Annotated in this window: 18 protein-coding genes and 2 pseudogenes; 12 read left to right on the top strand and 8 right to left on the bottom strand. The window is 72.2% G+C overall.

All coding sequences use genetic code 11. The annotated features are described in order from the left end of the window. Positions 1-25: 25 nt before the first annotated feature. From AB0I54_RS29755 to AB0I54_RS29745, 3 genes and pseudogenes are all read right to left on the bottom strand, one after another. Positions 26-1,765, bottom strand: a pseudogene (locus AB0I54_RS29755) (SelB C-terminal domain-containing protein); the annotation flags it as partial. 12 nt (positions 1,766-1,777) lie between these two features. After that, positions 1,778-3,097 (bottom strand): L-seryl-tRNA(Sec) selenium transferase, encoded by a 1,320-nt coding sequence (gene selA, locus AB0I54_RS29750; RefSeq protein WP_363299275.1) that lies wholly within the window; start codon positions 3,095-3,097, stop codon positions 1,778-1,780. 421 nt (positions 3,098-3,518) lie between these two features. Next, positions 3,519-3,839, bottom strand: a complete 321-nt coding sequence (locus tag AB0I54_RS29745; protein ID WP_363299274.1) for a hypothetical protein — start codon at positions 3,837-3,839, stop codon at positions 3,519-3,521. A 163-nt stretch (positions 3,840-4,002) separates the two neighbouring features. On the opposite strand from AB0I54_RS29745, the gene AB0I54_RS29740 reads away from it, so the two are divergent. Beyond that, entirely contained in the window at positions 4,003-8,403 is a 4,401-nt protein-coding gene (locus AB0I54_RS29740) for a cation-transporting P-type ATPase (protein ID WP_363299273.1), read from the top strand. Between the two features lie 117 nt (positions 8,404-8,520). Then, a complete protein-coding gene (locus AB0I54_RS29735; RefSeq protein ID WP_363299272.1) occupies positions 8,521-9,180 on the top strand; it encodes a DUF4389 domain-containing protein in 660 nt (219 codons plus the stop codon). 55 nt (positions 9,181-9,235) lie between these two features. Here the strand turns inward: AB0I54_RS29735 and AB0I54_RS29730 are convergent, their stop codons facing one another. Further along, a complete protein-coding gene (locus AB0I54_RS29730; protein WP_363299271.1) occupies positions 9,236-9,532 on the bottom strand; it encodes a hypothetical protein in 297 nt (98 codons plus the stop codon). A 291-nt stretch (positions 9,533-9,823) separates the two neighbouring features. Here AB0I54_RS29730 and AB0I54_RS29725 point away from each other — a divergent pair. Both AB0I54_RS29725 and AB0I54_RS29720 read left to right on the top strand, forming a co-directional pair. Further along, positions 9,824-12,104 (top strand): annotated as a pseudogene (locus tag AB0I54_RS29725) (heavy metal translocating P-type ATPase). Between the two features lie 96 nt (positions 12,105-12,200). After that, positions 12,201-13,088: a universal stress protein gene (locus AB0I54_RS29720; protein WP_363299270.1), complete on the top strand. Its 888-nt coding sequence runs from the start codon at positions 12,201-12,203 to the stop codon at positions 13,086-13,088. Between the two features lie 103 nt (positions 13,089-13,191). Here the strand turns inward: AB0I54_RS29720 and AB0I54_RS29715 are convergent, their stop codons facing one another. Continuing rightward, positions 13,192-13,815, bottom strand: coding sequence for a hypothetical protein (locus AB0I54_RS29715; RefSeq protein WP_363299269.1), 624 nt, complete (start codon positions 13,813-13,815; stop codon positions 13,192-13,194). Between the two features lie 351 nt (positions 13,816-14,166). Between AB0I54_RS29715 and AB0I54_RS29710 the strand changes: the two genes are divergently transcribed. After that, positions 14,167-15,894, top strand: a complete 1,728-nt coding sequence (locus AB0I54_RS29710) for a GAF domain-containing protein (protein WP_363299268.1) — start codon at positions 14,167-14,169, stop codon at positions 15,892-15,894. A gap of 93 nt (positions 15,895-15,987) precedes the next feature. Then, entirely contained in the window at positions 15,988-16,410 is a 423-nt protein-coding gene (locus AB0I54_RS29705; protein ID WP_363299267.1) for a pyridoxamine 5'-phosphate oxidase family protein, read from the top strand. 81 nt (positions 16,411-16,491) lie between these two features. Here the strand turns inward: AB0I54_RS29705 and AB0I54_RS29700 are convergent, their stop codons facing one another. Next, on the bottom strand, positions 16,492-17,184 hold the full coding sequence (locus AB0I54_RS29700; RefSeq protein WP_363299266.1) for a response regulator transcription factor: 693 nt from the start codon (positions 17,182-17,184) through the stop codon (positions 16,492-16,494). Positions 17,185-17,403: 219 nt separating this feature from the next. On the opposite strand from AB0I54_RS29700, the gene adhP reads away from it, so the two are divergent. The 6 genes from adhP to AB0I54_RS29670 all read left to right on the top strand — a co-directional run bounded on the left by adhP (position 17,404) and on the right by AB0I54_RS29670 (position 25,026). After that, a complete protein-coding gene (adhP, locus tag AB0I54_RS29695) occupies positions 17,404-18,414 on the top strand; it encodes an alcohol dehydrogenase AdhP (RefSeq protein WP_363299265.1) in 1,011 nt (336 codons plus the stop codon). Positions 18,415-18,551: 137 nt separating this feature from the next. Then, positions 18,552-21,236, top strand: a complete 2,685-nt coding sequence (gene ppdK / locus AB0I54_RS29690) for a pyruvate, phosphate dikinase (protein ID WP_363299263.1) — start codon at positions 18,552-18,554, stop codon at positions 21,234-21,236. 167 nt (positions 21,237-21,403) lie between these two features. Beyond that, on the top strand, positions 21,404-22,081 hold the full coding sequence (locus AB0I54_RS29685; protein WP_363299262.1) for a CBS domain-containing protein: 678 nt from the start codon (positions 21,404-21,406) through the stop codon (positions 22,079-22,081). Between the two features lie 111 nt (positions 22,082-22,192). Continuing rightward, positions 22,193-22,657, top strand: a complete 465-nt coding sequence (locus tag AB0I54_RS29680; protein ID WP_363299261.1) for a cyclic nucleotide-binding domain-containing protein — start codon at positions 22,193-22,195, stop codon at positions 22,655-22,657. A gap of 41 nt (positions 22,658-22,698) precedes the next feature. Further along, positions 22,699-23,385, top strand: coding sequence for a CBS domain-containing protein (locus tag AB0I54_RS29675; RefSeq protein ID WP_363299260.1), 687 nt, complete (start codon positions 22,699-22,701; stop codon positions 23,383-23,385). Positions 23,386-23,454: 69 nt separating this feature from the next. Then, complete coding sequence (locus AB0I54_RS29670) at positions 23,455-25,026, top strand: oleate hydratase (protein ID WP_363299259.1); 1,572 nt, start codon at positions 23,455-23,457, stop codon at positions 25,024-25,026. A 3-nt stretch (positions 25,027-25,029) separates the two neighbouring features. Here AB0I54_RS29670 and AB0I54_RS29665 read toward each other — a convergent pair whose 3' ends face one another. Together AB0I54_RS29665 and AB0I54_RS29660 are read right to left on the bottom strand one after the other, a co-directional pair. Continuing rightward, entirely contained in the window at positions 25,030-25,587 is a 558-nt protein-coding gene (locus AB0I54_RS29665) for a hypothetical protein (protein WP_363299258.1), read from the bottom strand. Between the two features lie 116 nt (positions 25,588-25,703). Further along, positions 25,704-26,471: an SDR family oxidoreductase gene (locus tag AB0I54_RS29660; protein WP_363299257.1), complete on the bottom strand. Its 768-nt coding sequence runs from the start codon at positions 26,469-26,471 to the stop codon at positions 25,704-25,706. Positions 26,472-26,541: the final 70 nt, after the last annotated feature.

Below are 26,541 nucleotides of genomic sequence, written 5' to 3'. Positions count from 1 at the left end.
CGTCCCGGCAGCGCCGCCGCCGGTCGTCCACACGCTCCGTGTACCCCTGGGCGTCCAGGTGCTCCAGCAGTGGCACGGCCACCCGGCGCGTGGTGTCCAGCGCCTGCCGGGCCTCGCTCGCGGTGAACGGCTGCGGCAGCCGCGCGAGGACGGTGGCGGCCCGTGCGTCCGCGCCCGGCAGCAGCACGATCCCGTCGGCCACCCGAAGCAGCGCACCCGCCGCCACAGCCGCGGCCACCGCCTTACGGGTGAGGCCTAGTTCGGCGAGGCGACCGGCCTCCGGCGCGCGGAACGGTGCCGCCGCGAGATCCCGGCGTACGGCGTCGACGCCCGCCTGTACGTCCTGCGGAAGGGGCGGCCGGAGGCCTTTGGAGCCGTACAGCCGCCCTTGCCGGCACGTGAGCCGGGCGGTCCCCGCCGCGAGGGCGTCCACCAGCGACCGGTCGGGCAGACCGAGCAGATGACGGGCGGCCTCCAGGGAGAGCCCTGGGTCCAGCGCGTGCTGCTTCGCGTGCCGCTCCACCTCGGTGACCAGGCGCTCGCCCAGCTCAGCCCAGTGGGTGGGGTCGGCGAGCCAGTCCCCTGCCACGGGCGCGGCCGCGGCCGGTACGCCCATCGCGAGCAGCTCCGAGCGTGTGACCAGCCTGCGGCGCCGCAGCTCGGCCGCGGCGTCCGGCAGGCCCGTCATGGTGGCCAGCTCGGCCGCTCTGGCCCGTGCCGCGCCCCGTCGGCGCAGCCGCGGCGGGCGGACGTCCAGCACGGTCACACCGCAGGGCACGCGCCGGCCTCCCGGTTCGCGCAGGACCGCGCGGTCGCCGACGCGCAGCGGCAGCTTTCGGCTCGGGGTCAGCCGGGCGGTGTCCTCGCCCAGGGGGCGGACGGTCACCGGGACGGCGGCGGTGCCGATGTGCAGGGTGACGGTCCGGGGCAGGTCGGCAACGGGCTGCCCGACGACCCGGACGTCGACGAGATCCGTGCAGAGCCAGCGCTCCGGCGCCAGCAGCACGTCCCCGCGTCGCAGGTCGGCGGCGGACCCGTGCACGTTGACCGCCACGCGCGCCACCCCGCTGACCTCGGAGCGATCCTCGTGCAGGGACTGCAGCCCGCGCACCCGCAGCGCGGCCGTCCCGTCGCCCGTCACCAGCCGGTCCCCGACGCGCAAAGTGCCGGATCCGAGCGTGCCGGTCACCACCGTGCCGTGGCCGCGCACCGTGAAGGCCCGGTCCAGCCACAGCCGTACGTCCGCGTCGGCGGGCGGGTCCGGCAGCGCGGCCGCCAGCCGGGACAGCTCGGTGCGCAGGCCGTCGAGCCCCGCGCCGGTCACCGAACTGACCGCGACGGCCGGTACGGCGCCGAGCGAGGTGTCGGCCATGCGCGCGACCGCATCGGCCCGGACGGGACCCGGATCGGCCAGGTCGCTGCGGGTCACCGCGAGGACGGCGTGCCGCACGTCGAGCGCGTCCAGGATCGCCAGGTGCTCCTCGGACTGCGGCTGCCAGCCCTGGTCGGCGGCGACGACGAAGAGCACCGCGGGGACGGGGCCGACCCCGGCGAGCATGGTCGGCACGAACCTCTCGTGTCCCGGCACGTCGACGAAGGCGAGGTACTCGCCGGCCGGACCGAGCCGGGTCCATACGAAGCCGAGGTCGAGGGTCAGTCCGCGGCGCCGCTCCTCCTCGAAGCGGTCGGGTTCCATGCCGGTCAGCGCCCTGACGAGGGCGGACTTGCCGTGGTCGACGTGTCCGGCGGTGGCCAGCACCCGCATGACGCCCGCCTCCTAGCTTCCCGCCGCCGCCCGCACGGCCTCGGCGAGCCGTTCGTCGTCCTCCGCGGGCACCGCCCGCAGATCCAGCAGGCAGCGGCCTGACTCCAGACGCCCGACGACCGGGACGCGTCCGGTGCGCAACTCGACCGCGAACCGCTCCGGCAGGGACAGCGCGGCGCTGGGCAGCGTCACTCCGGGCGCGCCGCCCCCGCCGACCGTCGCGTCGCTCTCGACGGCCCGTACGTCGATGCCGTACGGGCGCAGTGCCGAGGCGAGCCGTTCGGCGCGGGCCCGGAGAGTGGCGGGGTCGGCGGTCAGCGCTTCGTCGGTCGGGGTCGGCGGCCCGGTGAGGGTGGCCTCCAGGGCGGCCAGTGTCAGCTTGTCCACGCGTACGGCGCGGGCGAGCGGGTGCCGGGACAGGGTGCGCACGATTTCTTCGCGGCCCAGCAGGAGTCCGCACTGCGGTCCGCCGAGCAGTTTGTCGCCGCTCGCGGTGACGAGCCAGGCACCGGCCCGCAGCTGCGTCTCGGCGTCCGGCTCCTCGGGCAGCAGGGGATGCGGGGCGAGCAGCCCGGAGCCGATGTCGACGACCACCGGGACGCCGAGTCCGGCCAGTTCACCGATGCCGGCGGCGCGGGTGAAGCCCGTGATGCGGAAGTTGGAGGGGTGCACCTTCAGCACGAAGCCCGTGTCCGGACCGATCGCGGCGGCGTAGTCGGCGGCGGTCGTGCGATTGGTGGTGCCGACCTCACGCAGTCGGGCCCCGGTGGAGACCAGCAGGTCCGGAAGGCGGAAGCCGTCGCCGATCTCCACCATCTCGCCGCGGCTCACGACGATCTCCCGGCCCGCGGCGAGCGCGGTGGCGGCCAGGACCAGCGCGGCGGCTCCGTTGTTGACGACGTGCACGGCTCCCGCGGACGGCACCCGCTCGTGCAGCGCACGCAGTGCCGTACGCCCGCGGCGGGCCCGTACGCCGGCGCGCAGGTCCAGCTCCACGTCGGTCGGCCCGGCGGCCTCGGCCACCGCGCGCCGGGCCGCGGCCGACAGTGGCGCGCGGCCGAGGTTGGTGTGCAGCAGCACCCCGGTCGCGTTGATCACCGCACGCAGTCCGCCGGCCGTGTCGGGGAGCAGGGCGGCCGCCTCGTCGGCCACGCTTCCTGGCGCGACGCGGCCGGTCCGGGCCCGGTCCTGCGCCTCCCGGACCGCCGCCTTGACGACGGACGCCCCGAGCAGACGGGCCGCCTCGACCAGTCGTGGATCACGCAGAAGGGCGTCCGTCCGCGGAATCCGCCGCCGTACGTCGTCATCCGGTCCCGCGAACGCCTCAGGCATACGACCCCTGCCTCTCGCGTGCCTCCCACAGTCCGTATCCGTGCACGCCCATCGTCTCCGACTGCCCCGGGCCGGTCGTCCGACACGCCCGAGCGACGGGTGTGAGGGCGCCACCCCGCTTGTTCACCTACGTGACGTCATAGGTACATCTGTGCGGCACCCACGACGGAGGAAAAGGCTGCATTGTCTGTTTTCGGACACCCGTATCCGAGCACAGAAAGTCAGCCGACATGGGCGAATTCCTTGTAGCCATGGCAGCGAAGGTCGCCATGGCTCTCGCCGAGGCGATCGTCATGCGCCTCGTGTGGGAGCTGTGGGCCGCTTGCTCACGCTCGCTGCGCTTGAACTTCACAGCGGCTGCCGTATGACCGCCGGGCGCCCGGCAGCGCCGCTCACGCCACCGCGCGCCAGGGGGTATGAGCTAGCGCTTGGCGCCTGAGCTCTGCTTTTCCTTCCGCCCGCTGCGCAGCAGCCAGGTGGCTCCGCCGACAGCGAGGGCGACCGGCCATTCCAGGGCCCCTGCCACGGTCAGTGCTCCGAGACCTCCGTAGTACAGGAGATCCCTGGCGGGCGGCGCGCTGGGCAGCCGTGCCGTGGCCGCGTGGGCCGTGCTCGTCATCTCCTCCATGGTGAAGTACGGAACCGGCACGGCGGGATGCAGGGTACGCATGTGCAGGTGCAGACCGGCACCGTCGTGCGCCTGGGGTTCCTGTCGCGTGGTCTCCGTTGCCGTCTTGGCCATCCCCCTCCTCCTTTCTCCGGAGTCGGTGTGGTTGTGCCTCTTCAATTGTCGCGCGCCTCCGGTGGCGGGTGCGCGGTCAAGGCGTTGCGATGGAAACCGGGGGTCGCTGAGCCACCCGTGCATACGGGGAGGGTGCCGGGCCGCAGGGAGCTGGTGATGCGCTGTGGCACTTCCGGGACGCGGACTGCTGAGGACTGTGGTGTCGTCCGCGGCCGGTGTGCTGCGGACCGAGGCCCGGGTACGCGTACGGTTCTTCGGCAACCGCGCGCACGTGGCCGTACGAGGCCTGCGCCCCGGCGACCTGCCCGAGGCCGCGGCGACGAAGCTGGCCAAGGAGGTCGAGCGGCGCCTGGCCGCCGTGCCCTCGGTGGACTGGGCCGTGGTGAACACCGTGCTCGGGCACGCCGTGGTCGGCACCGACGGCTCGTCCGAGATGGAAGCCGTCACGGACGCCCTGATCGAGGCGGTCGAGGCGGTGGAGGAGGCCCACGGTGTCGCGCACCCGCTGCCCGAGCACCCCACGTCGGGTGCGGCGGTCCGCAGGTCCACCTCGGCGACGGCCCTGCATGTGGCGGCGGCACCCTTGGCGGTGATAGCCGGTCTGACGCGGCGGACCCCCATCCCCGCGGGCATCGCGGCGCTCGCTCCGATCGTCGACGCCCACCCGCGCCTGAGGCATGTCGTGGAGGACGCGGTCGGCACCGAGAACGCCGGACTGCTCCTGGCCTCGCTGACCGCATTGGGGCAGGCCGGCTCGGGCGGTCTCGCCGGGGTGGTCGTGGACACCGCCCGGCACGTCCTGCGCACGATCGAGGCCGACGCGGAGGCCAACGCCTGGGCCGCGGCCGAGCCGCGCCTCGCGGGCAGCGCCGCGGCGGGGGCCCATGGCGCGCCGCCCGCGCCGCTTGCCCGGGAGACACCGCTGAAGCCCGGTCCGATCGAGCACTACGCCGACCGGGCACCCGTCGTGGGCGTGGCGTCCTTCGCAGGATCGCTGCTGTTCACCCGGCAGCCCGGGCGGGCCGCCGGCGCGGCGCTGGCGGCAATCCCCAAGGCACCGGTCCTTGCGCGCGAAGGCTTCGCCTGCGTTCTCGGCCGGGGCCTGGCCCAGCGGGGCATGGTCGTGGCCGATCCGGAGGCGCTGCGCAGGCTGGACCGGATCGGGGTCCTGCTGCTCGACACGAACGCGCTGGCCACCGGGTCCCATCGGCTTGCCGACCTGGTTGCCCTCGACGAGGACACGTCCGCGGGCGAACTCGCCGCCACGGCGCACCGGCTCTTCGACGGCTCCGCCCCGCAGCGCGTGCATCGGGACGGGGAGTGGAGCCTGGGGCCGGTCGAGCGTCTGACGCTGCGCGGGCGAACGGGCAAGCGGGCCCGGGAAGGTCTGCGGCGGGACGGTGCGCTGTTCGTGCTCGGCCTCGCGCGCGGACAGAGCCTGCTGGCCGTGATCAGCGTGCTGCCCGAGATGCACGAAGCCGCGAGCACCATCGTCCCCGCAGCGCATGCGGCCGGGCTCAGGGTCGTGACCGCCGGTGCGCACACCGCACAGGCGGCGGTGCGGGAGGCCGACGCCGTCAGCGAGGCGGGCGATCGGCTGCTCGATGCCGTACGGGCCCTGCAGCGCGACGGCGAGGGCGTGCTGCTGCTCTCGCACGACCGGCGTGCGCTCCGGGCCGCCGATGTCGGCATGGGTGTGGCCGACCCGCAGGACAGGCCGCCCTGGGGCGCGGACCTGTACCTGGACGGCGACCCCGGCGCGGCCGTGGTGATCGTGGAGGCCTGCCGCACCGCGCGGGAGACGGCGCGCCGGGGCGTGCGGCTCGCCGAGGCCGCGGCCGTGGTCGGCGAGACGGCGGTGCTGGCGGGGCGGGCGCGGCGGCCGGCCGCCCGGGGTACGACGGTGTTCAACGCGGCGGCCGGACTGGGCACCGTGACCGGTGTGTGGGCGGCCGTACGGCTGCTGCGGCGCCCTGCCCCGCAGCCCTCGTCGCTCCAGCCGTGGCACGCCATGGATCCGTCCACCGTGCTCGCCAAAACCGGTGACGGCGAAGGCGGTCGGGCGGACGAGAAGGCAAGGGCGCGGGCCACGACCACCGGTGAGCCGGCGCCGACGACGTCGCTCGGCCGGGCCTACCTGTCCGAGATGGCGAACCCCCTCACACCCGTTCTCGGTGCCGGGGCGGCCATGTCGGCGTCGGTGGGCGCTGTCCTCGACGCCGTCGTCATCGTGGCGGTCACCGCCGTGTCCGGGTTCCTCGGCGGGTTCCAGCGGTACCGGACGGACCGTGCGGTCGCCCAACTGCGGCGGGAGTCGGCCGTCATGGCCAATGTGGTGCGGGACGGGGAGGAAACCGTCGCCGCCGCCGAGGAGTTGGCCGTGGGCGACGTGGTGAATCTGAACCCCGGTGACGTGGTGCCGGCGGACGGCCGGCTGCTGGAGGCCCACCATCTGGAAGTCGACGAATCCGCGCTGACCGGCGAGTCGCTGCCGGTGGCCAAGGGTGTGGAGCCCGTGCTGGCCTCGCACCTGGGGGACCGTACGTCCATGGTCTACGAGGGCACCACCGTGGCGGCCGGCCGCGGCAGTGCCGTCGTCGTCGCGACCGGCACGGCCACCGAGGCGGGTCGCGCCGCGGCCGGCGGGCGAGGGGCGCCGCCCGCCGCCGGTGTCGAGCTCCGACTGGCCCGGATCACCCACACCACACTGCCGGTGGCCCTCGGTTCCGCAGCAGCCGTGGTGGCGGCGGGCATGCTGCGTGGGCGGCCCATCCGGGACACGGTGGGGGCGGGCGTGGGACTGGCCGTGGCCAGCGTGCCCGAAGGACTGCCGTTCCTGGTCTCGGCCGCCCAACTCGCCTCCGCCAGAAGGCTTTCCGCACGCGGAGCCCTGCTCAGGCACCCCCGCACCATCGAGGCCGCCGGCCGCACCGACGTCCTGTGCTTCGACAAGACGGGGACCCTCACCCAGGGGCGGATCTCGCTCGTGGCCGTCGCCGCCGACGGCCACAGCCGTCCTCTCGAAAAGCTGGCGGACGAGCAGCGTGCCGTCCTCGCCGTGGCCCTGCGGGCGACACCACGCCCGCACAACGGTGGAGAACTGGAGCACGCCACCGACGGCGCGGTCGCCGATGGCGCTGAGGAGGCGGCAGTGAGCCGGACCACGGCCGCGGCGGGCTGGCGGCGCACCTCCAGCCTGCCGTTCGAACCCAGTCGCGGTTTCCACGCCACGCAAGGTCGCTGCGGCGAGCGCCGGATCCTGTCGGTGAAGGGGGCACCGGAGGAGGTCGTGGAGCGCTGTGCCACCCGCGACGGCCGACGCCTGGACCGCAAGGGCAGGAAGGCCATCCTCACGGCGGGCGAGCGGCTCGCGGCCAAGGGCCACCGGATCCTCGCGGTCGCCGAACTCCGGGACGCGCCGGGCGGCAAGCTGACCGACAAGACGGTGGACGGCCTCGATTTCCTCGGCTTCCTCGCGTTCGCCGACCGGGTGCGCGGCACCGCGGGCGACGCGGTGCGCCGACTGGCACAGGCGGGGGTGCACATCGTGATGATCACCGGGGACCATCCGAGCACCGCCGAGTCGATGGCGCGCGAGCTGGGCGTCGTAAACGGCAGACGAGTGGTGACGGGAGCCGAACTCGACGACATGGACGACCGCGCCCTCGACCGGCTGCTGCCCGACGTCGGTGTCGTCGCCCGTGGCACCCCGGTGCACAAGGTGCGTGTGGTGCAGGCGTTCCAGCGCCTGGGCCGCACCGTCGCGATGACCGGCGACGGCGCCAACGACGCGCCCGCCATCCGGCTCGCCGACATCGGGATCGCCTTCGGTACGCGGGCCACGCCGGCCGCGCGCGCGGCGGCGGACCTCGTCGTCACGGACGACCGGCTGGAGTCGGTGCTCGACGCGCTCGTCGAGGGCCGCGCCATGTGGGCCTCCGTACGGAAGGCACTGGCGATCCTGGTGGGCGGCAATCTCGGCGAGATCGCCTTCACCCTGCTCGGTGCGGCGGCCACCGGGACCTCCCCCTTGACGGCCCGTCAGCTCCTGCTCGTCAACCTCTTCACCGACCTCGCCCCGGCCATGGCCGTCGCGCTGCGCCCGCCGCGGCCCGAGGCCACGGAGCGCATGCTCCACGAGGGGCCCGAGGTCTCCCTCGGCACTGCACTGACCGACGAGACGGTGAACCGCGCCGTGGCCACTGCCCTGGGCGCCACGGCCGGCTGGCTCGCCGCCCGCTTCACCGGCCGCCCCGCGCGTGCCCGCACCGTCGCTCTGGTCGCGCTCGTCGGTGCGCAGCTCGGTCAGACCCTCCTGGTCGGTGGCCGCAGCCCGGCGATCGTCATGGCCTCCGTCGGCTCCCTGGCCGCGTTGGCGGCCGTCGTTCAGACCCCGGTCCTCAGCCAGTTCTTCGGCTGCACGCCGCTCGGTCCCGTCGCCTGGAGCATCGCCCTGTCCGCCGCGGCCGGTGCGACGGTGAGTTCGCTGTTCCTCCCCCCGCTCATCGCGCGCGTCCACGCGGCGATTCCGGCACTGCGACCGGTCGGCACCGCGACGACGTGAACGTCTGCGAAGGGCCGCTCGGCCGCCTGCCGTGCCCGCTCAGCCCATACCCGCTCGACGGTCGGGGCCGGAAGCTGAAGACCAAGTCGGTCACACGGCATTCCGGAAGTGATCACCATGTCCACCGTTCATCCCGCCCGGCTGACAGCGCGGCTCGACACCCCCTTGTCGCGCTGGCTGTGGCTGGTCAAGTGGCTGCTGGCCCTCCCCCACTACATCGTCCTCGTCCTCCTGTGGATCGCATTCGTCTGCGTGAGCGTGGTGGCGTTCTTCGCGATCCTGTTCACCGGCCGATACCCACGCCCGCTGTTCGAGTTCAACACCGGCGTGCTGCGCTGGAACTGGCGGGTGACCTACTACGCGTACGGCGCGCTGGGCACCGACCGCTACCCGCCCTTCACGCTCGCCGATGTCCCCGACTACCCGGCGCGCTGGGACCTGCCGTACCCCGAACACCTCTCACGCGGTCTGGTCCTGGTGAAGTGGTGGCTGCTGGCCCTTCCGCACTATCTGATCCTCGCGTTCCTCCTCGGCGGCATCCGGATTCCCTGGGCGGCGGGCGGACTCATCGGGCTGCTCGCGCTGTTCGCCGGGGTCGCACTCGCGGTGACAGGCCGCTACCCGGCAGGCATCTTCGATCTCCTGACCGGGCTCAACCGCTGGGTGCTGCGCGTGGCCGCCTACGCGGCGCTGCTCACCGACGTGTATCCGCCGTTCCGGCTCGACATGGGCGGCGACGAACCCGACGACCCGAAGCAACCTGAACCCGCGCCCTGACCACCGCGCACGGGTGGCGGATCCCCAGGGCCTGGGGATCCGCCACCCGTGCGTTTCAGACGCTGCCCCTGAACACGTGGTTCCCGGGGACGGTCGCGCCGCCGCCGGCCCGCACGGCTTCCACCGCCGCCTGGTGCAACTGCCGACTGTCCTGCGAGGAAGAGCAGGGCACCGGACTTCCGGCAAGGGTGAACCACGTGGAGGTACCGCTGTACTGGATCGCCACATGGGCCTGCCTGCCGTCCCAGGTGGTGTGGAGGGTCAGGTCACCGGACACGATTCCGGCCTCGTCGGTACGAGCACCTCCCCGCCCGGCGAACACCCCAGTCGTCGTCCATGAAGCTCGGGCCATGACCATCAGCCTTCTTTCCTGCCCATCAGCCTTCTTCCCTGATTACAGGTCGTCCCTCCCATGGTCGCTCGCGCCGCTCGCCCCTGCCCGGGCCGACAGTCCCACCGTCAGGGACCGACCGGCCCTGGCCCGGCTCGGCCGCCCAGGCGGCCGAGGGCCCCGAGTACGTCGGGGAGCGGTCTCCTTCTGCCACGGGCGCACAGGGCCGGACGGGGCAATGAGTGCGTGCCCTACGGCCCTCGCCGTGCGGGCCGGCCCGGACGACGCTTGATGTGACGGGAGGGCGATTCCATGTCGCTGAAACTCGAACCGGTTCTCCTGATCGTCACCAGCGCGGCGCTCGCGGCGGGCGGCGCTCTGTGGCTGATCGGCGCCACCGACCTGGCCGATCTGTGCTGGGCGCTGGGCACACTCGCGGCGATCGGGCCCGCCGTCGGCTGGGTGCTGGCCGCGTTGCGCCACGGCCACGCCGGGGTGGACCTGATCGCGATCCTGGCGCTGGGCGGCACGCTGGCCGTGCACGAGTACCTCGCCGGAGCGCTGATCGCGCTGATGCTCGCCACCGGGCGCACCCTCGAAGCGGCGGCCCAGCGCCGGGCCTCCCATGATCTGCGGGCGCTCCTGGAGCACGCGCCCCGCACCGCACGGCGGCGCACCGGCAGCGAGGTACGCGCGGTGCCGCTCGCCGAGATCGCCGTAGGAGACCTGCTTGTCGTCGGCCCCGGTGAGGTGGTCCCGGTCGACGGGCACGTGGTCGAGGGCCCGGCCGTACTCGACGAGTCGGTCCTCACCGGTGAGTCGGCGCCCGTCGAGTACGGGCACGGCCAAAGCGTCCGCAGTGGTGTCGTCAACGCCGGAGGCGCGTTCGAGCTACGGGCCACGGCCACCGAGCGGGACAGCACGTACGCCGAGATCGTACGACTGGCCCAGCAGGCGGGCGCCGAGTCCGCGCCGGTCGTGCGACTGGCCGACCGATACGCGGCCTGGTTCCTGCCGCTCACCCTTGCGGTGGCCGGGCTCACCTGGCTGATCAGCGGCTCTGCCGTGCGGGCGGTGGCGGTGCTGGTCGTCGCCACGCCCTGTCCCCTGCTGCTCGCGGCGCCGGTGGCGGTCGTCTCCGGGCTGTCCCGGGCCTCCCGGCTCGGCGTGGTGGTCCGCGACGGCGGCGCGCTGGAGAACCTCGGCCGGGCACGCACCCTCCTCCTCGACAAGACCGGCACGCTCACCCGGGGACGCCCGCACGTGCTCGACGTGACCGGCGCACCCGGCTGGAAGCCGGCGGAGGTACTGCGTCTGGCCGGCGTCCATCGACCAGTACTCGCCCCATGTACTCGCTCACGCGATCGTCGACGCGGCGCGTGAGCGCGGGCTGGAACCGTCCGTGGCCACCGATGTGTCCGAGGAGCCGGGCCGGGGCGCCCGGGCGACGGTGGAGGGGCACCGGCTCGCGGTCGGCCGGCTCGATCTCGGTGAGGATCGGGAGGCGTGGGTCCGTGCGACCCGCAACCGGGCCCTGCTGGACGGTGCGGCCGTCGCGTGGCTCAGCGTCGACGGCCAGCCCGTCGGCGCGGTCCTGCTCCGCGATCCGCTCCGCCACGACGCGCCCCGGAGCCTGCGCCGGCTGCGCGCGGCGGGCATCGAGCGGCTCGTGATGCTCACCGGTGACCGGCCCGAACCCGCTCGGGAGGTCGCCGCCGTGCTCGGCCTGGACGACGTGTGCGCCGGCCTCACCCCCGCGGACAAGGTGGCGGCCGTACGGACGGAGGGTGAGCGCGCGGTCACCGTGATGGTCGGCGACGGGGTCAACGACGCCCCGGCCCTCGCGGCCGCGCACGTCGGCGTGGCGATGGGGGCGCGCGGCTCCACCGCGTCCTCCGAGGCAGCCGACGTCGTCCTGACCACCGACCGGGTGGACCGGCTGGCCGACGCCGTGGCCATCGCCGTACGGGCCCGGCGGATCGCGGTGCAGAGCGCGCTCGGCGGGATGCTCATGTCGCTGGCGGCCATGGGCGCCGCCGCTGCCGGCCTGCTGCCGCCGGCCGCCGGAGCGCTGCTCCAGGAGGCCATCGACGTCGCGGTCATCCTCAACGCGCTGCGCGCCCTGAGGATCGGCCAGGCCGCGGGTCCGGCCCTCGAACCCGCCACGGAGGCGCTCATCCACCGCTTCGCGGCCGAGCACGACGATCTGCAGGAGGTCCTGGAAGCGGTGCGCGCCGCCGCCGACCGGCTCGCCGATGACAGCGGCCCGAAGTTCCTGGCGGCCGTGGCCGAGGCGCACCGGTTGCTCACCGAGCGGCTGCTGCCGCACGAGTACGCCGAGGAGCACCAGCTCTACCCGGCGCTGGCCTCCGCGCTCGGCGGGCCCGAGACGACCGCGACCATGAGCCGCGCCCACGTCGAGATCGAGCGGCTCGCCCGGCGCGTCGCCACCCACCTCGCGCTCGCCGACGCCGACACGGGCGTGGCCCCTGAGCAACTCGACGACCTGCGCGCCTGCCTCTACGGGCTGCACACCGTACTGCGGCTGCACTTCACGCAGGAGGAGGAGAACTACTTCTCCCTCGCGCCGTGAGGCGCGGCGAGCGGCCCGGGGGCATCCCCGACTGGAGGCTCCCCGCCATCGGGACTTTCATGAAAGCAGCGGAAGAACCCCACGCTGGAGACGACGATGTCCGGACCGAGTGATCGCCGACCGATCGTGGTGGGTGTCGACCCCGAGCCCGCCAAGCGGATGGTGCTGGCCTGGGCGGCCGACGAGGCCGCACGGCGCCACGTGCCCCTGCGCCTGGTGCATGCCGAGGGCGTGCCGACCAGGGGCTACCGGAGGCGGGAGCCCCCGCCGTCCTGGGAGGAATGGAACGAGTCGCTGCACGAGGCGGGCGAACGGGCGCTCAAGGCCGCCGTGACCTTCGTGGAGGCCCGGCAGCCGCGGCTCGATGTGGACTGGCTGCTCGCCGAGGGCGACCCCGCCTGGATCCTGCAGGAGCAGAGCCGGGACGCCACGGCCCTCGTGCTGGGGTCACGGCATCTGACCCGCGCGAAGGAGGTGTTCGGCGGGGCCTCGGTCGCCCTGCCGGTCGTGGCCCACGCCCACTGCCCCGTGGTCGTCGTCCCCGAGCCGGAGCACATCACCCAGCAGCCCGCGTACTTCGTGGTGGGCGTCGACGGCAGCGCGCGTTCCACCGCCGCCGTCGACCTCGCCTTCGAGGAGGCGGCCCTGCACGGCGCCAGGCTGCGGGCTCTGTACGTGTGGCAGCCGGGTCCGCTCCGCATCTTCGACGAACAGACGGAGCAGCAGGAGCACCAAAGGGTGCTGTCCGAGATCGTGGCAGGGCGCAAAGAGCGGTATCCGGAGGTGGAGTTGCACCACGAGCTGGTCGTCGGTCATCCCGTGCAGGTGCTGACCGAGCAGTCCACCCATGCGCTGGGCCTCGTGGTGGGGAGCCGCGGTCACGGCGGCTTCGCCGGCATGGTGCTGGGGTCGGTGAGTCAGGGCGTACTGCACTATGCGCACTGCCCCGTCATCGTCGTCCCGGACCGGCCGCGCGAGGCATGACACGCCGCGCGAAGCATGAGACCCCGCGGGGTCTCCACCGCGGGGTCCCGGAACACGCGCCGGCGCGGCGGGCTCCCGGGGGAGCTCGCCGCGCCGCCGGCTTTCAGCGCAGCCAGCCGTGGTCGCGGACGATGGGCAGCTTGGCCCACAGTCGGCCCGCGCCGAGGGTGTTGCCCGCGGCGACGGCGGCCAGTGCGATCAGGACGACGGCGTAGATGAGGTGGTAGTCGACGAACGGGTTGGAGGACATGCTCGGTGAGCCGTCCGACAGGTGCTTGGCGGGGGGCCACTCGGCGATCCACATCAGCGCCATCATCGCGGTGCCCGCGACGGCGGCGATGCGCAGCGCGACCCCCGCGGTCAGGGCCAGGCCGACGCCGAGCAGGCCGAGCATGAACAGCCAGTCCGCCCAGGTGTCACCGGCCCAGGAGTGGAAGGTGGACTCCATCGGCCCGGCCGAGACGGAACCGAGGAAGCCCTTCGTCGGCGAACCGCCGTCGATCCAGCCCTTGCCTGACTGGGTTGCGTAGCCGAGGCCGAAGGTCTTGTCGAGGAAGGCCCACAGGAAGACGAATCCGGTGAGCAGACGCAGGGAGGCGAGGGCGTAGGCCCGCGCGGTGTGGGTGTCGGTGTCCACCGACACCGTGGGCTCGGAGGCGGTGCGGTTCCTGCGGAAGGACGGCAGGTGGAAGCCAGGGCTCCGGTGAGGGTGCTCGTGCACGGCCATGATGGCGATCCCTTCGGGGAGGGTCGGGGCGTTGCCTGACGCCCTTCACTCTGGTCGCGCGAGCCGGGCGGCACCGGATGCCGAAGGTCTGTGACCGTAGGGCTGAACGTCCCTGTCTGCAAGGCCCGTTGAACCGCCGTTCGGCCGTCCGGGGAAGCGGAGTCGGCGTCTGTCTCCTGGCCGGCGCGTCCGGCCGCACCGCGGATCTGCGAGGAGACTTCGGCCAGGGCTGCGGCGGCCGACTAGGATCTTGCCTGCAGACGGCACCCACTAACACATGCGTTCGCATGGGAACAGGGCCGTTCGGGCAGGATGCCGGGGTGCGACTGGCACCTTTCGGGAGGAGCGGGAATGGCGGAGAGTCCGGCCGACGAGCGCAGGAGCCGTCCGGCGGCGCCTCAGTTGCGGCTGGATGAGCTGCTGGAGGGGCTGCAGGCCCAGGTCGAGCAGGTGCGTGCCACCCGTGACCGCGTGCACACGCTGCTGGACGCGGTCCTCGCCATCGGCTCCGATCTGGATCTCGACGTCGTCCTGCGGAGAATCACCGAGTCCGCGGTGAGCGTGGTGGACGCGCGGTACGGGGCACTGGGGGTGCTCGGTGAGGAAGGCCGGATCAAGCAGTTCATCACGGTCGGCATGGACGAGGACACGATCGGTGCGATCGGCCACTACCCCCATGGCGAGGGCATCCTGGGGCTGCTGATCCGGGAGCCCGAGCCGCTGCGGCTGGCCGACCTGGGCCGGCATCGCGATTCGGTGGGCTTCCCGGCGGGCCACCCGCCGATGACCACGTTCCTCGGGGCGCCGGTGCGGGTCCGCGACCAGGTGTTCGGAAACCTGTATCTGACCGACAAGCGTGGCGGCGCGGAGTTCGACGACGACGACGAGGCGGTGCTGCGCACCCTCGCGGCCGCGGCGGGCGTGGCGATCGACAACGCCCGGCTGTACGAGGACAGCCGCCGCAGGGAGCAGTGGCTGACCGCGAGCAGCGAACTGACCCGCAGTCTCTTGTCCGGCACCGATCCGGTCCGGGTGCTGCACCAGGTCGCGTCGACCGTCAGGGCTCTGGCGGAGGCGGATCTGGTCACGCTGGCGGTGCCTCTCGACGGCGGCGAGCTGGTGATCGAGGCTGCCGACGGAGAGGGCGCCGAGCGGGTGGGCGGGCTGGTACTGCCGACCACCACGCTGGCCTCGAAGGTCTATCAGTCCAATGAACGGATCACCAGCAGCGCACTGTCCCAGGAGGCGCAGGCCGGGGGCGGATCCGCGGCCCAGATCGACCTCGGGCCCGGGTTCCTGCTCCCGCTCGGCGGGGGCGAGTATGTGCGCGGGGTGCTGCAGGTCGCCAATCTGCCGGGCGGTGCCGAGTTCTCCGACGCCACCATGACCATGATCGGTGGCTTCGCCGATCAGGCCGCGCTGGCTCTGGAGGTCGCCGACCACCGGCGCGAGGCCGAGCATCTGCTGGTCCTGTCCGATCGTGACCGTATCGCCCGCGACCTGCACGACCTGGCCATCCAGCGGCTCTTCGCCTCCGGGCTGACCCTGAACTCGGTGCTCGGACTGCTCTCCGACCGGCCCAAGGTGGCCGAGCGCGTGCAGCGGGTGGTCGACGACCTCGACGACACCATCAAGACGGTACGGGGCACCATCTACGCGCTGCGCGAGCGGGACCGCACCGACGGGCGTGGCGGGCTGCGCGCGCAACTGCTGGCCGAGACCGACCAGGCCGCCGCCGTGCTCGGCTTCACCCCGGCCCTGCGCATGACCGGACTGCTCGACACCGACGTGCCGGCCGGTCATGCCGAGCAGCTTCTCGCGGTGCTGCGCGAGACCCTGTCGAACGCCGCCCGGCACGCGCACGCCACCGCCGTCGAGGTCACCGCCGAGACGGACGGGCGACGACTGCGCCTGCGCGTCGCCGACAACGGCCGGGGACTCGACCCCACCGTCACCCGCCGTAGCGGCCTGGACAACCTCGGCCAGCGCGCCACCGCCCTCGGCGGAGACTTCGCCCTCACAGCGAACGAACCCGCCGGCACCGTCGCGGAATGGACGGTGCCGCTGCCCGCGCAGTGAGCGGGCCGACCCCCCGCCCCAGTGATCCGAAGCGGAGAGAAACAGGGCCGATCGGCCCTATCCCCGGACGGCGAGCACCAGGACGATGGGCGGATGTTCCAAGACGACGCCTTTCGCGCACTCGACCGGCCGGAGTGCCTGCGCCTGCTGGGCAAGGTGCCGATCGGCCGTGTGGTGTACACCCGTAAGGCGCTGCCCGCGGTCCTGCCGGTGAACTTCTCCCTGGACGCGGACTCCTCCGTGGTGCTGTTCACGTCATCGGGCTCCGACCTCGTCCGCGCGATCGACGGTGTCGTGGTCGCGTTCGAAGTGGACGACTTCCGGGCGGAGACCCAGTCGGGCTGGAGCGTGGTGGTCACCGGCAGGGCCGAGATCGTGACCGACCCGGCCGAGCACGAGCGACTGTCACGCACCGGTCCTCGCTCCTGGATGCCGGTGCGCGACGGGGTCTTCGTACGCATCGAGTCGGAGATCGTCACCGGACGTGAGCTCCACGGGACGGTCCAGGCACGCTGAAACGCCCCCCGGTGCGGACCACGCGTCCTGACGGACCGGCGCTTTCTTCCGGGAGGTCCGGGAGGCCTACGACGAAGGCGCTCAGTTCCCGGCTTGCTTGAGCCGGTCCTGGGCCTGGGTGGCGATGACCGCGGCCTGGATGCGCCGCTCCACACCGAGCTTGGCCAGCAGGCGCGAGATGTGGTTCTTCACCGTCTTCTCGGCGAGGTACAGCTGCTGGCCTATCTGGCGGTTGGTCAGACCCTCCCCGATCAGGGCCAGGATCTCCCGCTCGCGGTCGGTCAGGCCCGGGAAGGCGTCCGGCTCCTGTTCCCGCTCCTGAGCGCCGCGCAGCCGGGCCATCAGCCGGGAGGTGGCGCTGGCGTCCAGCAGGGACTGGCCGGCGGCGACCGTTCGCACGGCGGAGACCAGGTCCGAGCCCTGGATCTGCTTCAGGACGTAACCGGACGCGCCCGCCATGATCGAGTCGAGCAGGGCCTCCTCGTCGTCGAACGAGGTCAGCATCAGGCAGGCCAGGTCCGGCATCTGGGAACGCAGTTCGCGGCACACGGTCACACCGTCGCCGTCCGGCAGGCGCACATCGAGCACCGCCACGTCCGGACGCAACGCGGGGACGCGCGCCAGTGCCTGCTCCACCGTCCCGGCCTCGCCGACCACGGTGATGTCCGGGTGGTCGTTCAGCAGGTCGTGCACCCCACGTCGTACCACCTCGTGGTCGTCCAGCAGGAAGACCCGGATCGGGTTGTCGGGACCGGGTCGCTCGCTGTCCGCCATTGATCTGCTCCTCGTGCCGCGTCGTCTGTTCTGTTCCCCGGTACCGGAACGAGCCCGGCGGACCTCAATTGTTCCCGGTCTGTCAAATCTTGCGGGACGAAGGGCCGTACGACCAGGGCCGAGCGGCCTCGCGCCCGGGACGTCCAGTACTTCCTGACGAGCCGCGGCTCGTTCGACGCTGGGAGCACAACGCACCGAACCATGCTCAAGGAGCAGGCAATGAAGGCAGCAGTCGTCAGGTCCTTCGGCGAGCCGCTGGTGATCGAGGAGCGCCCCGACCCCCGGCCCGGCCCCGGCCAGGTCCGTATCCGTCTTGAGGCGTCGGGACTGTGCCACACCGACATCCACGCCGCCCACGGGGACTGGCCCGTCAAGCCCACCCTGCCGTTCGTCCCCGGACACGAGGGCGTCGGCATCGTCGAGGCGCTCGGGGAGGGAGTGACCCACCTGGACCTCGGCCAACGGGTGGCCGTGCCCTGGCTGGGCTGGGCGTGCGGTCGCTGCGAGCACTGTCTGTCCGGCTGGGAGACGCTGTGCGAGCAGCAGCAGAACACCGGCTACAGCGTCGACGGCGGCTACGCCGAGAAGATGCTCGCGCCGGCCGACTTCGCCGCCCCGGTCCCCGACGGCGTCGACCCGCGTGACGCCGCGCCGCTGACCTGCGCCGGCGTCACCACGTACAAGGCACTGAAGGTCGCCGGGGTCCGCCCGGCGCAGCTGGTGGCGATCTCCGGCGTCGGCGGGCTCGGTCACCTCGCCGTGCAGTACGCGAAGATCGCCGGAGCCACTGTCGCCGCGATCGACGTCACCGACGACAAGCTGGCCCTCGCCCGCGACCTCGGCGCGGACATCCTCATCGACGCCCGCAAGGAGGACCCGGCCGAGGTGCTCAAGCAACACGGCGGCGCCCACGCGGCGATTGCGCTGGCGGTCGCCGAGCAGGCGTTCGCGGCCGTCTACGGCGGTCTGCGGCGTGGCGGCAAGCTGGTCATGGTCGCCCTGCCCGCCGGTGGCACCATCCGGGTGCCGATCTTCGACACCGTGCTGAACGGCACCTCAGTCATCGGCTCCATCGTCGGCACCCGCCAGGACCTGGACGAGGTGTTCCGGCTGCACGCGGCCGGACGCACCAAGGTCATCTACGAGACCCGGGACCTGGAGACCGTCAACGAGTCGATCGCCGAGGTCCTCGACGGGCGGGTCAAGGCACGCATCGTCTTCGAGATGTGACCCGCCCCCGCCAACAAGCCGCGCGTCGAGCCCGCAGCCCCGCACCGCCCGGCGCGCGGCCGAGCCCGCATCTCCCCGGGCACCAGTAGCCCCCGCACCTCCCAGGCACCAGTAGTCGGAAGGAAGCACACACCGTCATGGACCGCTACGTGTACGCGTTCACCGAGGGCGGCCGCGACATGGCCGACCTGCTCGGCGGCAAGGGGGCCAACCTGGCCGAGATGACCCGGATGGGCCTGCCCGTGCCGCCCGGGTTCACCGTCACCACGGAAGCCTGTCGCGCCTTCCTCGCCACCGGCACGGAACCGGACGGGATGTCCCGCGCGATCTCCGGGCACCTCTCGCTCCTGGAGACCGGTGCGGGGCGGGTGCTGGGGCAGCCCGACGACCCGCTGCTGCTGTCCGTCCGCTCCGGCGCGCGGTTCTCCATGCCCGGCATGATGGAGACGATCCTGGACATCGGCCTCAACGACGAATCCGTGCACGGCCTGGCCAAGTCCTCCGGGAACGAGCGCTTCGCCTGGGACTCCTACCGCCGCCTGGTGCAGATGTTCGGCAGCACCGTCATGGGGGTCGACGGCGCGCTGTTCGAGAAGGCCATGGCCGACTTCAAGCAGGCCCGCGGCGCCGCGGACGACCTGGGCCTGGACGCGGCCGATCTGGCAGCGCTCGTCGAGGCGTACAAGGAGCTGATACGGCGCGAGACCGGTGAGACCTTCCCGCAGTCCCCCGCCGAGCAACTGCGGCGCGCGGTCCTCGCCGTCTTCGAGTCGTGGAACGGCGAGCGCGCCCGTCTCTACCGTCACAGGGAGCACATCCCCGACGACCTGGGCACCGCGGTCAACGTTCAGACCATGGTCTTCGGCAACCTGGGCCCCGACTCCGGCAGCGGTGTCGCCTTCACCCGCGACCCGGCCACGGGACAGCCCGGACTGTACGGCGACTATCTGCCCAACGCGCAGGGCGAGGACGTCGTCGCCGGGATCCGCAACACCGTCTCCCTGACCGAACTGGAGCGGCTGGATCCACGGTCGTACCTGCAGCTGCGCGACCACATGCGGACCCTGGAGCAGCACTACCGGGATCTGTGCGACATCGAGTTCACCATCGAGCGCGGCCGGCTGTGGATGCTGCAGACCCGGGTCGGCAAGCGCACCGCGGAGGCCGCGTTCGCCATCGCCGCCGAGCTCGTCGACGAGGGCCTGATCAGCGCCGACGAGGCCCTGGCCCGTGTCGGTGGGGACGGCCTCGCCCATCTGATGTTCCCCCGGTTCGACACCACGGCCGTCGGCGAGGCGCTCGCGCACGGCCTACCGGCCTCGCCGGGAGCGGCCGTCGGCGCCGCGGTCTTCGACTCCGCCGAAGCGGTCCGGCGGGCCGCCGCGGGCGAGAAGGTCGTCCTCGTGCGCCAGGAGACCACACCCGACGATCTGCCGGGCATGATCGCCGCACAGGCCGTACTGACCAGCCACGGCGGCAAGACCAGCCATGCCGCCGTCGTCGCACGTGGCATGGGCAAGGTCTGCGTCTGCGGTGCCGAAGGGGTCGGGGTGGACACCCAGGCCCGCCGGTTCACGGTGGGTGACACCGTCGTCGAGGAGGGCACGGTGATCTCCGTCGACGGCTCCGAGGGCACCGTCCACCTGGGCGCCGCGCCGCTGGTCGACTCCGCGGTGATGCGTTACTTCGAGACGGGCCAGCGGTCGGACGGGGTCGTCGAGGCCGTGGCCCGCGCCATGGAACGGGCCGACGGCGTACGGCGGTTGGAAGTACGGGCCAACGCCGACACCCCCGAAGACGCCGCCCGGGCCCGCCGGTTCGGTGCGCAGGGCATCGGACTGTGCCGCACCGAGCACATGTTCCTCGGTGAACGCCGCAAGCTGGTCGAGGAGATGATCCTGGCCCGGACGGACGCCGAGCGCGAACAGGCGCTGGAGGCCCTGTTGCCGCTCCAGCGGCAGGACTTCACCGGCATCCTGGAGGCGATGGACGGCCTGCCGGTCACCATCAGGCTCATCGACCCGCCGCTGCACGAGTTCCTGCCCGACCGCACGGACCTCGCCGTGCGCGTCGCCGCCGCCGAGGCGCGTGGCGACGTCCCGGACCCGCGCGACGCCGAGCTGCTGGACGCCGTGAACCGTATGCACGAGGAGAACCCGATGCTGGGCCTGCGCGGGGTGCGTCTGGGCCTGGTCGTCCCCGGGCTGGTCGCCATGCAGGTGCGTGCCATCGCCGAGGCGGTCGTGGAGCGCGTGCGGGCCGGGGGCTCCCCCGAGGCGGAGATCATGGTGCCGCTCGTCGGTGCCGTGGAGGAGCTGCGTATCGAACGGGAAGAAGTGGAACGGGTGCTGGCCGAGGTCTCCGAGGAGTCCGGCGTCCCCGTGCGCTGCCCCGTCGGCACGATGATCGAACTGCCACGGGCCGCCCTGACCGCGGGCCGGATCGCCGAGGAGGCGGAGTTCTTCTCCTTCGGCACCAACGATCTGACCCAGACCACCTGGGGCTTCTCCCGCGACGACGTCGAGGCGGCATTCTTCTCCGCCTACCTCGACAAGGGCATCTTCGCCGCCTCACCGTTCGAGACGCTGGACCGCACGGGCGTGGGCCGACTGATCCGGATCGCCGTGGCCGAAGGCCGTGCGTCACGACCCGGCCTGAAAATCGGCGTCTGCGGCGAGCACGGCGGGGATCCCGACTCCGTCCACTTCTTCCACGACGCGGACCTCGACTACGTCTCCTGCTCGCCCTTCCGCATCCCGGTCGCACGCCTGGAGGCCGGACGGGCCGCGCTCACCGGGACGGAGACGAGCGACAGCAGGTGAGGGAGCCAGGCTCCTGAGACCCATCGACGGGTGGGCGGGTCAGTCCCCTGTCTCGGGACACTCGGCCCCTGCGCCGGGCGGCGTGCCGGCGAGAGCCTGGACGGGTGTCCGCACGGCTCCGAGGACGGGCCCGAGGAAGACGGCAGACCAGGAAGGAAGTGGGCGGCATGGCCCGCACAGTCGGCGAGGTGATGACCCGGGACGTCGTCCAAGCGCACCGGGAGACACCGTTCAAGGTCGTGGCACGGCTGCTCGACCAGCACCGGATCAGTGGGCTGCCCGTGGTGGATCACGACGACAAGGTCATCGGGGTGATCTCCGGGAGCGACCTGATCCGCCGCCAGGCGACCCGGCCCGCGGACGGCCCGGCACAGCGGAAACACCCGCACGCTCGGGACCACTCCCCCCGTCGCGCCGTCGCCGCCACGGCGGGGGAACTGATGTCGACGCCCGCGATCACCGTGCATCCGGAACAGAAGGTCGCGGACGCCGCGCGGGTGATGGAACGCCACGGTGTCGAGCGCCTTCCGGTCGTGGACGAGGAGGACCGGCTCATCGGCATCGCCACCCGCCGCGACCTGCTCCGCGTCTTCCTGCGCACCGACGAGGAGATCCGGCAGGAGGTCCTCGACGACATCCTGAACACCTTGACCCTTCCGCCCCAGGACGTGGTCGTCTCGGTCCGGGACGGCATGGTCACGCTGGAGGGCCGGCTCGAACGCCGGAGCGACATACCCCTGACCGTCCGGTCGACGTACCGGGTGGACGGAGTGATCGGCGTCGTCAACAGCCTGACCTTCCACCTCGACGACACCCGCCCGGCCGCCCACCAGGGCGGCCACTGATCGGACCCGGTGCCGAGCGGCCCGGTCACAGGGCCCAGTGGCCCATGTGCCGCACCGGCGCCATGGACGACGCTTGAAGAAGAGGCCGGTACGCCTTATTGGAGGCACGTGATGAACGCTCCCCCTACCCCCGGCATGATGCGCGCGCTGCCCGTCGAGTACCGGGCACGGCTGATGCGCATGGCCCGGGAGGTTTCGTTCCCGCAGGGCGCCCGTCTCTTCGAGGAAGGGGGCCGGTCCGACCGGTTCTGGATCATTCGCACCGGCACCGTCTCCCTCGACATGAGGGTGCCCGGCCGTCGTTCGGCCGTCATCGAGAACCTCGGCCACGACGAACTCGTCGGCTGGTCCTGGCTCTTCGGCCCGCACAGCCGGCACCTGGGTGCCGAGACGACCAGCCCGGTGCGCGCCTACGAGTTCGACGCGGTCGCGGTCCGGTCGATGTGCCAGGACGACCCCGCGCTCGGCCTCGCCGTCGCCCAGTGGGTGGGTGACATCGTCGCCCACCGGCTGCGCTCGGCCCGCACCCGGCTGCTGGACCTTTACGCCCCTTACGGCAGCGGGAGCCTGCACTGACCGGTCCCACCCGTCGAAGCGGCCCAGAACAAGGAGGCACCATGACAGGCAGCCCGCACATCGTGAGCGACGTGATGACCCATACGGTCGCCGCGATCGGCCGCGGGGCCGGCTTCAAGGAGATCGTGCGGATGATGCAGGACTGGAAGGTCAGCGCCCTCCCCGTCCTGGAAGGCGAGGGCCGTGTCGTCGGTGTCGTCTCCGAGGCCGACCTGCTGCCCAAGGAGGAGTTCCGCGACAGCGACCCCGACCGGCACACCCAGTTGCGGCGCCTGGACGATCTCGCGAAGGCGGGGGCCGTGACCGCGGGAGAGCTGATGACGGCTCCGGCCCTGACCGTGCGCGCGGACGAGACGCTCGCCCAGGCGGCTCGGAGGATGGCCCACGCCGGGGTCAAGCGGCTCCCCGTGGTCGACGAGCTGGGCGTGCTGCAGGGCGTCGTCAGCCGTGCCGATCTGCTGAAGGTGTTCCTGCGGGACGACGAGGACATCGCCGAGGAGGTACGGCGGGAAGTGGTGTCCTACCTCTTCCCGGCGCCGGCGTCAGCGATACGTGTCACGGTGCGCGAGGGAGTCGTCCAGCTCGGTGGCAGTGTGCGGGACACCTCACTGGTCCCTGTGGCCGCGCGTTTGATCCGGGCCGTCGAGGGCGTGGTGGACGTGAAGTTCGAGCTCACCCCGCCGGTGGGACCTCCGGGCCAGGAAGGTGCCCAACGGCCCACTGACTGAACCCTCCGCCACAGGAGACCCTGAGCTGCGCGGTTCCCGAAAACCCGAGTAAGAACCAGGAGTTGTGTGATGGCGAAGGCGTATCTGGTGGGCAGCGGTATCGCGGCACTCTCCGCGGCCACGTTCCTGATCCGCGACGGCGGCTTCCAGGGATCCGACATCCACCTCTTCGAAGGTCAACGGACCATCGGCGGCAGCCTGGACGCGGGTGGCACCTTCGACGCCGGCTACACCATGCGCGGCGGCCGGATGTTCGAGGCCGAATTCCGCTGCACCTACGATCTGCTGTCCGGCATCCCCACCCTCGACGATCCCGCCGTCTCCGTGACCGATGAAATCCTGGCCGGACACGAGGACTTCGCCTGGGACGACATCGCCCGCCTCGTCGACGGTGACGGCAAGATAGTCGACACCGGCTCGATGGGCTTCTCCGAGCGGGACCGGCTGGAGCTGATCCGGTGCCTGGCGACCCCCGAGGAGCACCTGGACGACAAGCGGATCACGGACTGCTTCGGCAAGCACTTCTTCACCACCAACTTCTGGTTCATGTGGTGCACCACGTTCGCCTTCCAGCCCTGGCACAGCGCGATCGAGTTCCGGCGCTACCTCAAGCGCTTCATCCACCTCTTCCCCGAGTTCGCCGCCATGTCGGGCATCCACCGGACCCGCTACAACCAGTACGACTCCATCGTGCGCCCGCTGACCGCCTGGCTGCGCGAGCGCGGTGTGACCGTGCACACCGGCTGCCATGTCACCGACCTCGGATTCGCGCCGGGAATCCACAGCGGTACGGTCGATGCCCTGTTCCTGAGCCGGCACGGCGAGGACGAGACGGTGTCCGTGGCCCCCGAGGATCTCGTCCTGGTCACCAACGGCTCCATGACCGACGCCTCCAGCCTCGGCTCGCACAACTCCGCCCCGCCCCCGGCTCCCCATCGCTCGGAAGCCTGGCTCCTGTGGCATCGACTGGCCCGGGGACGGGAGAACTTCGGCAACCCGTCCGCCTTCGACAAGCACGTCAAGGAGTCCCGCTGGGAGTCCTTCACGGTCACCTCCAAGGACCCCGCGTTCCTCGCGGCGCTGGAGGAGTTCAGCGGGCGCCCGGCCGGCAAGGGCGGGCTGATGACCTTCACCGACTCCAACTGGCTGCTCACCATCGTCGCCAACCGCCAGCCCGTCTACCGCGACCAGCCCGAGGACGTCGGAGTCTGGTGGGGCTACGGCCTGTTCCCCGACCGGGCCGGCAACCAGACGCCCAAGCCGATGACCATGTGCTCCGGTCGGGAGATCCTCGAAGAGGTGCTGCACCATCTGAAGTTCGACGAGCGGACGGCTGCGCGAGTTCTGGAGACGTCCACCGTGGTGCCCTGCGTGATGCCGTACATCACCAGCCAGTTCCTGGTGCGCCGCCGCGAGGACCGACCCGAGGTCGTGCCCGACGGATCGGTCAACCTCGCCTTCATCGGCCAGTTCGCCGAAGTGCCCGACGACGTCGTCTTCACCGTCGAGTACTCCGTGCGCACGGCCTGGACCGCGGTGGCCAAGCTCCTCAAGCTCGACAAGCAGCCTCCGGCGGTCTACAAGGGCCATCACGATCCTCACGTCCTGGCAAGGGCTCTGGAGACGTTGCATCGCAGGTAGGACTCAACGGACGGACTTCCCGCCGGACGGGGTGACGGCGTACCACATCCCGTCCGCCGCCTGCCCGTTGGCCTGTCCGGCCGCCGTGTCGCCCATGTACCGGTACAGCGGCCAGCCTCCGAGGGTGAGCTGCGTCCTACCGTCCCGGTGAACCGTGCCGAGAAGGCTCTTCTCAACTCCCATGGTCCTTACGGAGCCCTGCACCATGACGGGCATCCAGGTCTTCGTACACGTACCGGAACACGTCCACTTGGACGGATGCGCCTCGTCCTTGTCGTAACGGTAGAGAGTCATCCCCTTGTCGTCGGTCACCACACTGCCCACGCCCTCGACAGCCTTGGCCATCAGCATGGCGGTGATGGCCAGGTGCCCGCCGCCGGAGCCGGCGCTGCCGGCCGGTGCGGAGGTCGCGGGTTCCGAGGCGGCGGCCGTGGCGACCGGAGCGACACGGGAGGGGCTGGTCCCGGAGGAGGCGTTGTCCATCGAACTGCCGCACGCCCCCAGGAGAAGTGCCGAGGCGAGCCCCGCGGCCGAGAGGAGGACGATGCGCTGCTGGTTCACGGAGCTTCCCTTCGCCGGGCGTTCTGCTTACTCCTGCAGTACGTCAGGCAACTCCCGCCCGCTCAGCCGCCGGTGCCACATGGCGAAGCCTTGACCGACACCGACGGAGCATCGCATCAGTGCGGCAGCATGGTGAACACGCCCGAAGCCCGGTCGAGCAGGTACTGCAGGGGCTCGGCGGCCCACGGGCCGCGGTCGGCGATCAGTTCGCCGGCGTGCCGGCCGAGGTCCGCACCGCTCAGCCAGGCCTCGCTGTCGGCGCCCGCCGCCGCACGGGGACGGGTGCGGATGGGGCCGATGACGAGCTCGTAGATACGTCGGCCCTTGCCGTCGAGTTCGGCGGTCAGGCTGCTCAGCAACGACTTCTTGGCCGCGTTGGTCGCGCCGACGAGGGCGGCGCCCGGGTAGGGGATCTCCGCGCTGAAGCCGGTGAGGTGGACGAGCGCGCCGTCCCGGACGAGCAGCGGGGTGACGGCTCGCAGCGCGCGGAAGTGGCTGGTGAGGTTGTCCGCGATCATCGCGTCCCAGACGGCGTCGGACACCTCCAGCAGCCCCGTGCGGCCCGGCGGGCCCCAGTTGCCGATCGTGAGGACGGCGCCGTCGAACCTCCCGTGATCCTCGACGAGCCGGTGGCGTACCGCGGTGCTGTCCGGATCGGAGACGTCGACGACATACGGCTGAAGGACCCCCGGTCCCGCATCCGCCACATACTCGGCGAGGGCGTTCAGCCGGGCCTCGCTGCGGCCGGCCGCGACCACGGTGGCGCCCAGCTCCAGCAGGGCTCGGGTGATCCCCTCGCCGATGCCTCCGCTCGCGCCGACGACGAGTACAGTGCGGCCCTCCAGGAAAGCCTCCGCGGTTTCCGCGGGTTCCGCGGTTTCCACGGCTCCTACGAGGTCCCTGACCGGCTCCAAGTGCGATTGCCGGAGCCGTAATGAACGGTTGGTCATTTTG

It is taken from the genome of Streptomyces sp. NPDC050625, assembly GCF_040654755.1.
GTDB lineage: Bacteria > Actinomycetota > Actinomycetes > Streptomycetales > Streptomycetaceae > Streptomyces.
The sequence above is the reverse complement of the archived record's forward strand: the minus strand, read 5'-3'. Positions and strand labels throughout refer to the sequence as shown.

Coding starts and splice junctions, on each gene's coding strand:
- AB0I54_RS29685 (WP_363299262.1), top strand. CDS start 21,404: ATGGCCCGCACAGTCGGCGAGGTGATGACCCGGGACGTCGTCCAAGCG.
- AB0I54_RS29675 (WP_363299260.1), top strand. CDS start 22,699: ATGACAGGCAGCCCGCACATCGTGAGCGACGTGATGACCCATACGGTC.
- AB0I54_RS29735 (WP_363299272.1), top strand. CDS start 8,521: ATGTCCACCGTTCATCCCGCCCGGCTGACAGCGCGGCTCGACACCCCC.
- selA (WP_363299275.1), bottom strand. CDS start 3,097: ATGCCTGAGGCGTTCGCGGGACCGGATGACGACGTACGGCGGCGGATT.
- AB0I54_RS29670 (WP_363299259.1), top strand. CDS start 23,455: ATGGCGAAGGCGTATCTGGTGGGCAGCGGTATCGCGGCACTCTCCGCG.
- AB0I54_RS29710 (WP_363299268.1), top strand. CDS start 14,167: ATGGCGGAGAGTCCGGCCGACGAGCGCAGGAGCCGTCCGGCGGCGCCT.
- AB0I54_RS29715 (WP_363299269.1), bottom strand. CDS start 13,815: ATGGCCGTGCACGAGCACCCTCACCGGAGCCCTGGCTTCCACCTGCCG.
- AB0I54_RS29700 (WP_363299266.1), bottom strand. CDS start 17,184: ATGGCGGACAGCGAGCGACCCGGTCCCGACAACCCGATCCGGGTCTTC.
- AB0I54_RS29745 (WP_363299274.1), bottom strand. CDS start 3,839: ATGGCCAAGACGGCAACGGAGACCACGCGACAGGAACCCCAGGCGCAC.
- AB0I54_RS29680 (WP_363299261.1), top strand. CDS start 22,193: ATGAACGCTCCCCCTACCCCCGGCATGATGCGCGCGCTGCCCGTCGAG.
- AB0I54_RS29730 (WP_363299271.1), bottom strand. CDS start 9,532: ATGGCCCGAGCTTCATGGACGACGACTGGGGTGTTCGCCGGGCGGGGA.
- AB0I54_RS29720 (WP_363299270.1), top strand. CDS start 12,201: ATGTCCGGACCGAGTGATCGCCGACCGATCGTGGTGGGTGTCGACCCC.
- AB0I54_RS29705 (WP_363299267.1), top strand. CDS start 15,988: ATGTTCCAAGACGACGCCTTTCGCGCACTCGACCGGCCGGAGTGCCTG.
- adhP (WP_363299265.1), top strand. CDS start 17,404: ATGAAGGCAGCAGTCGTCAGGTCCTTCGGCGAGCCGCTGGTGATCGAG.
- ppdK (WP_363299263.1), top strand. CDS start 18,552: ATGGACCGCTACGTGTACGCGTTCACCGAGGGCGGCCGCGACATGGCC.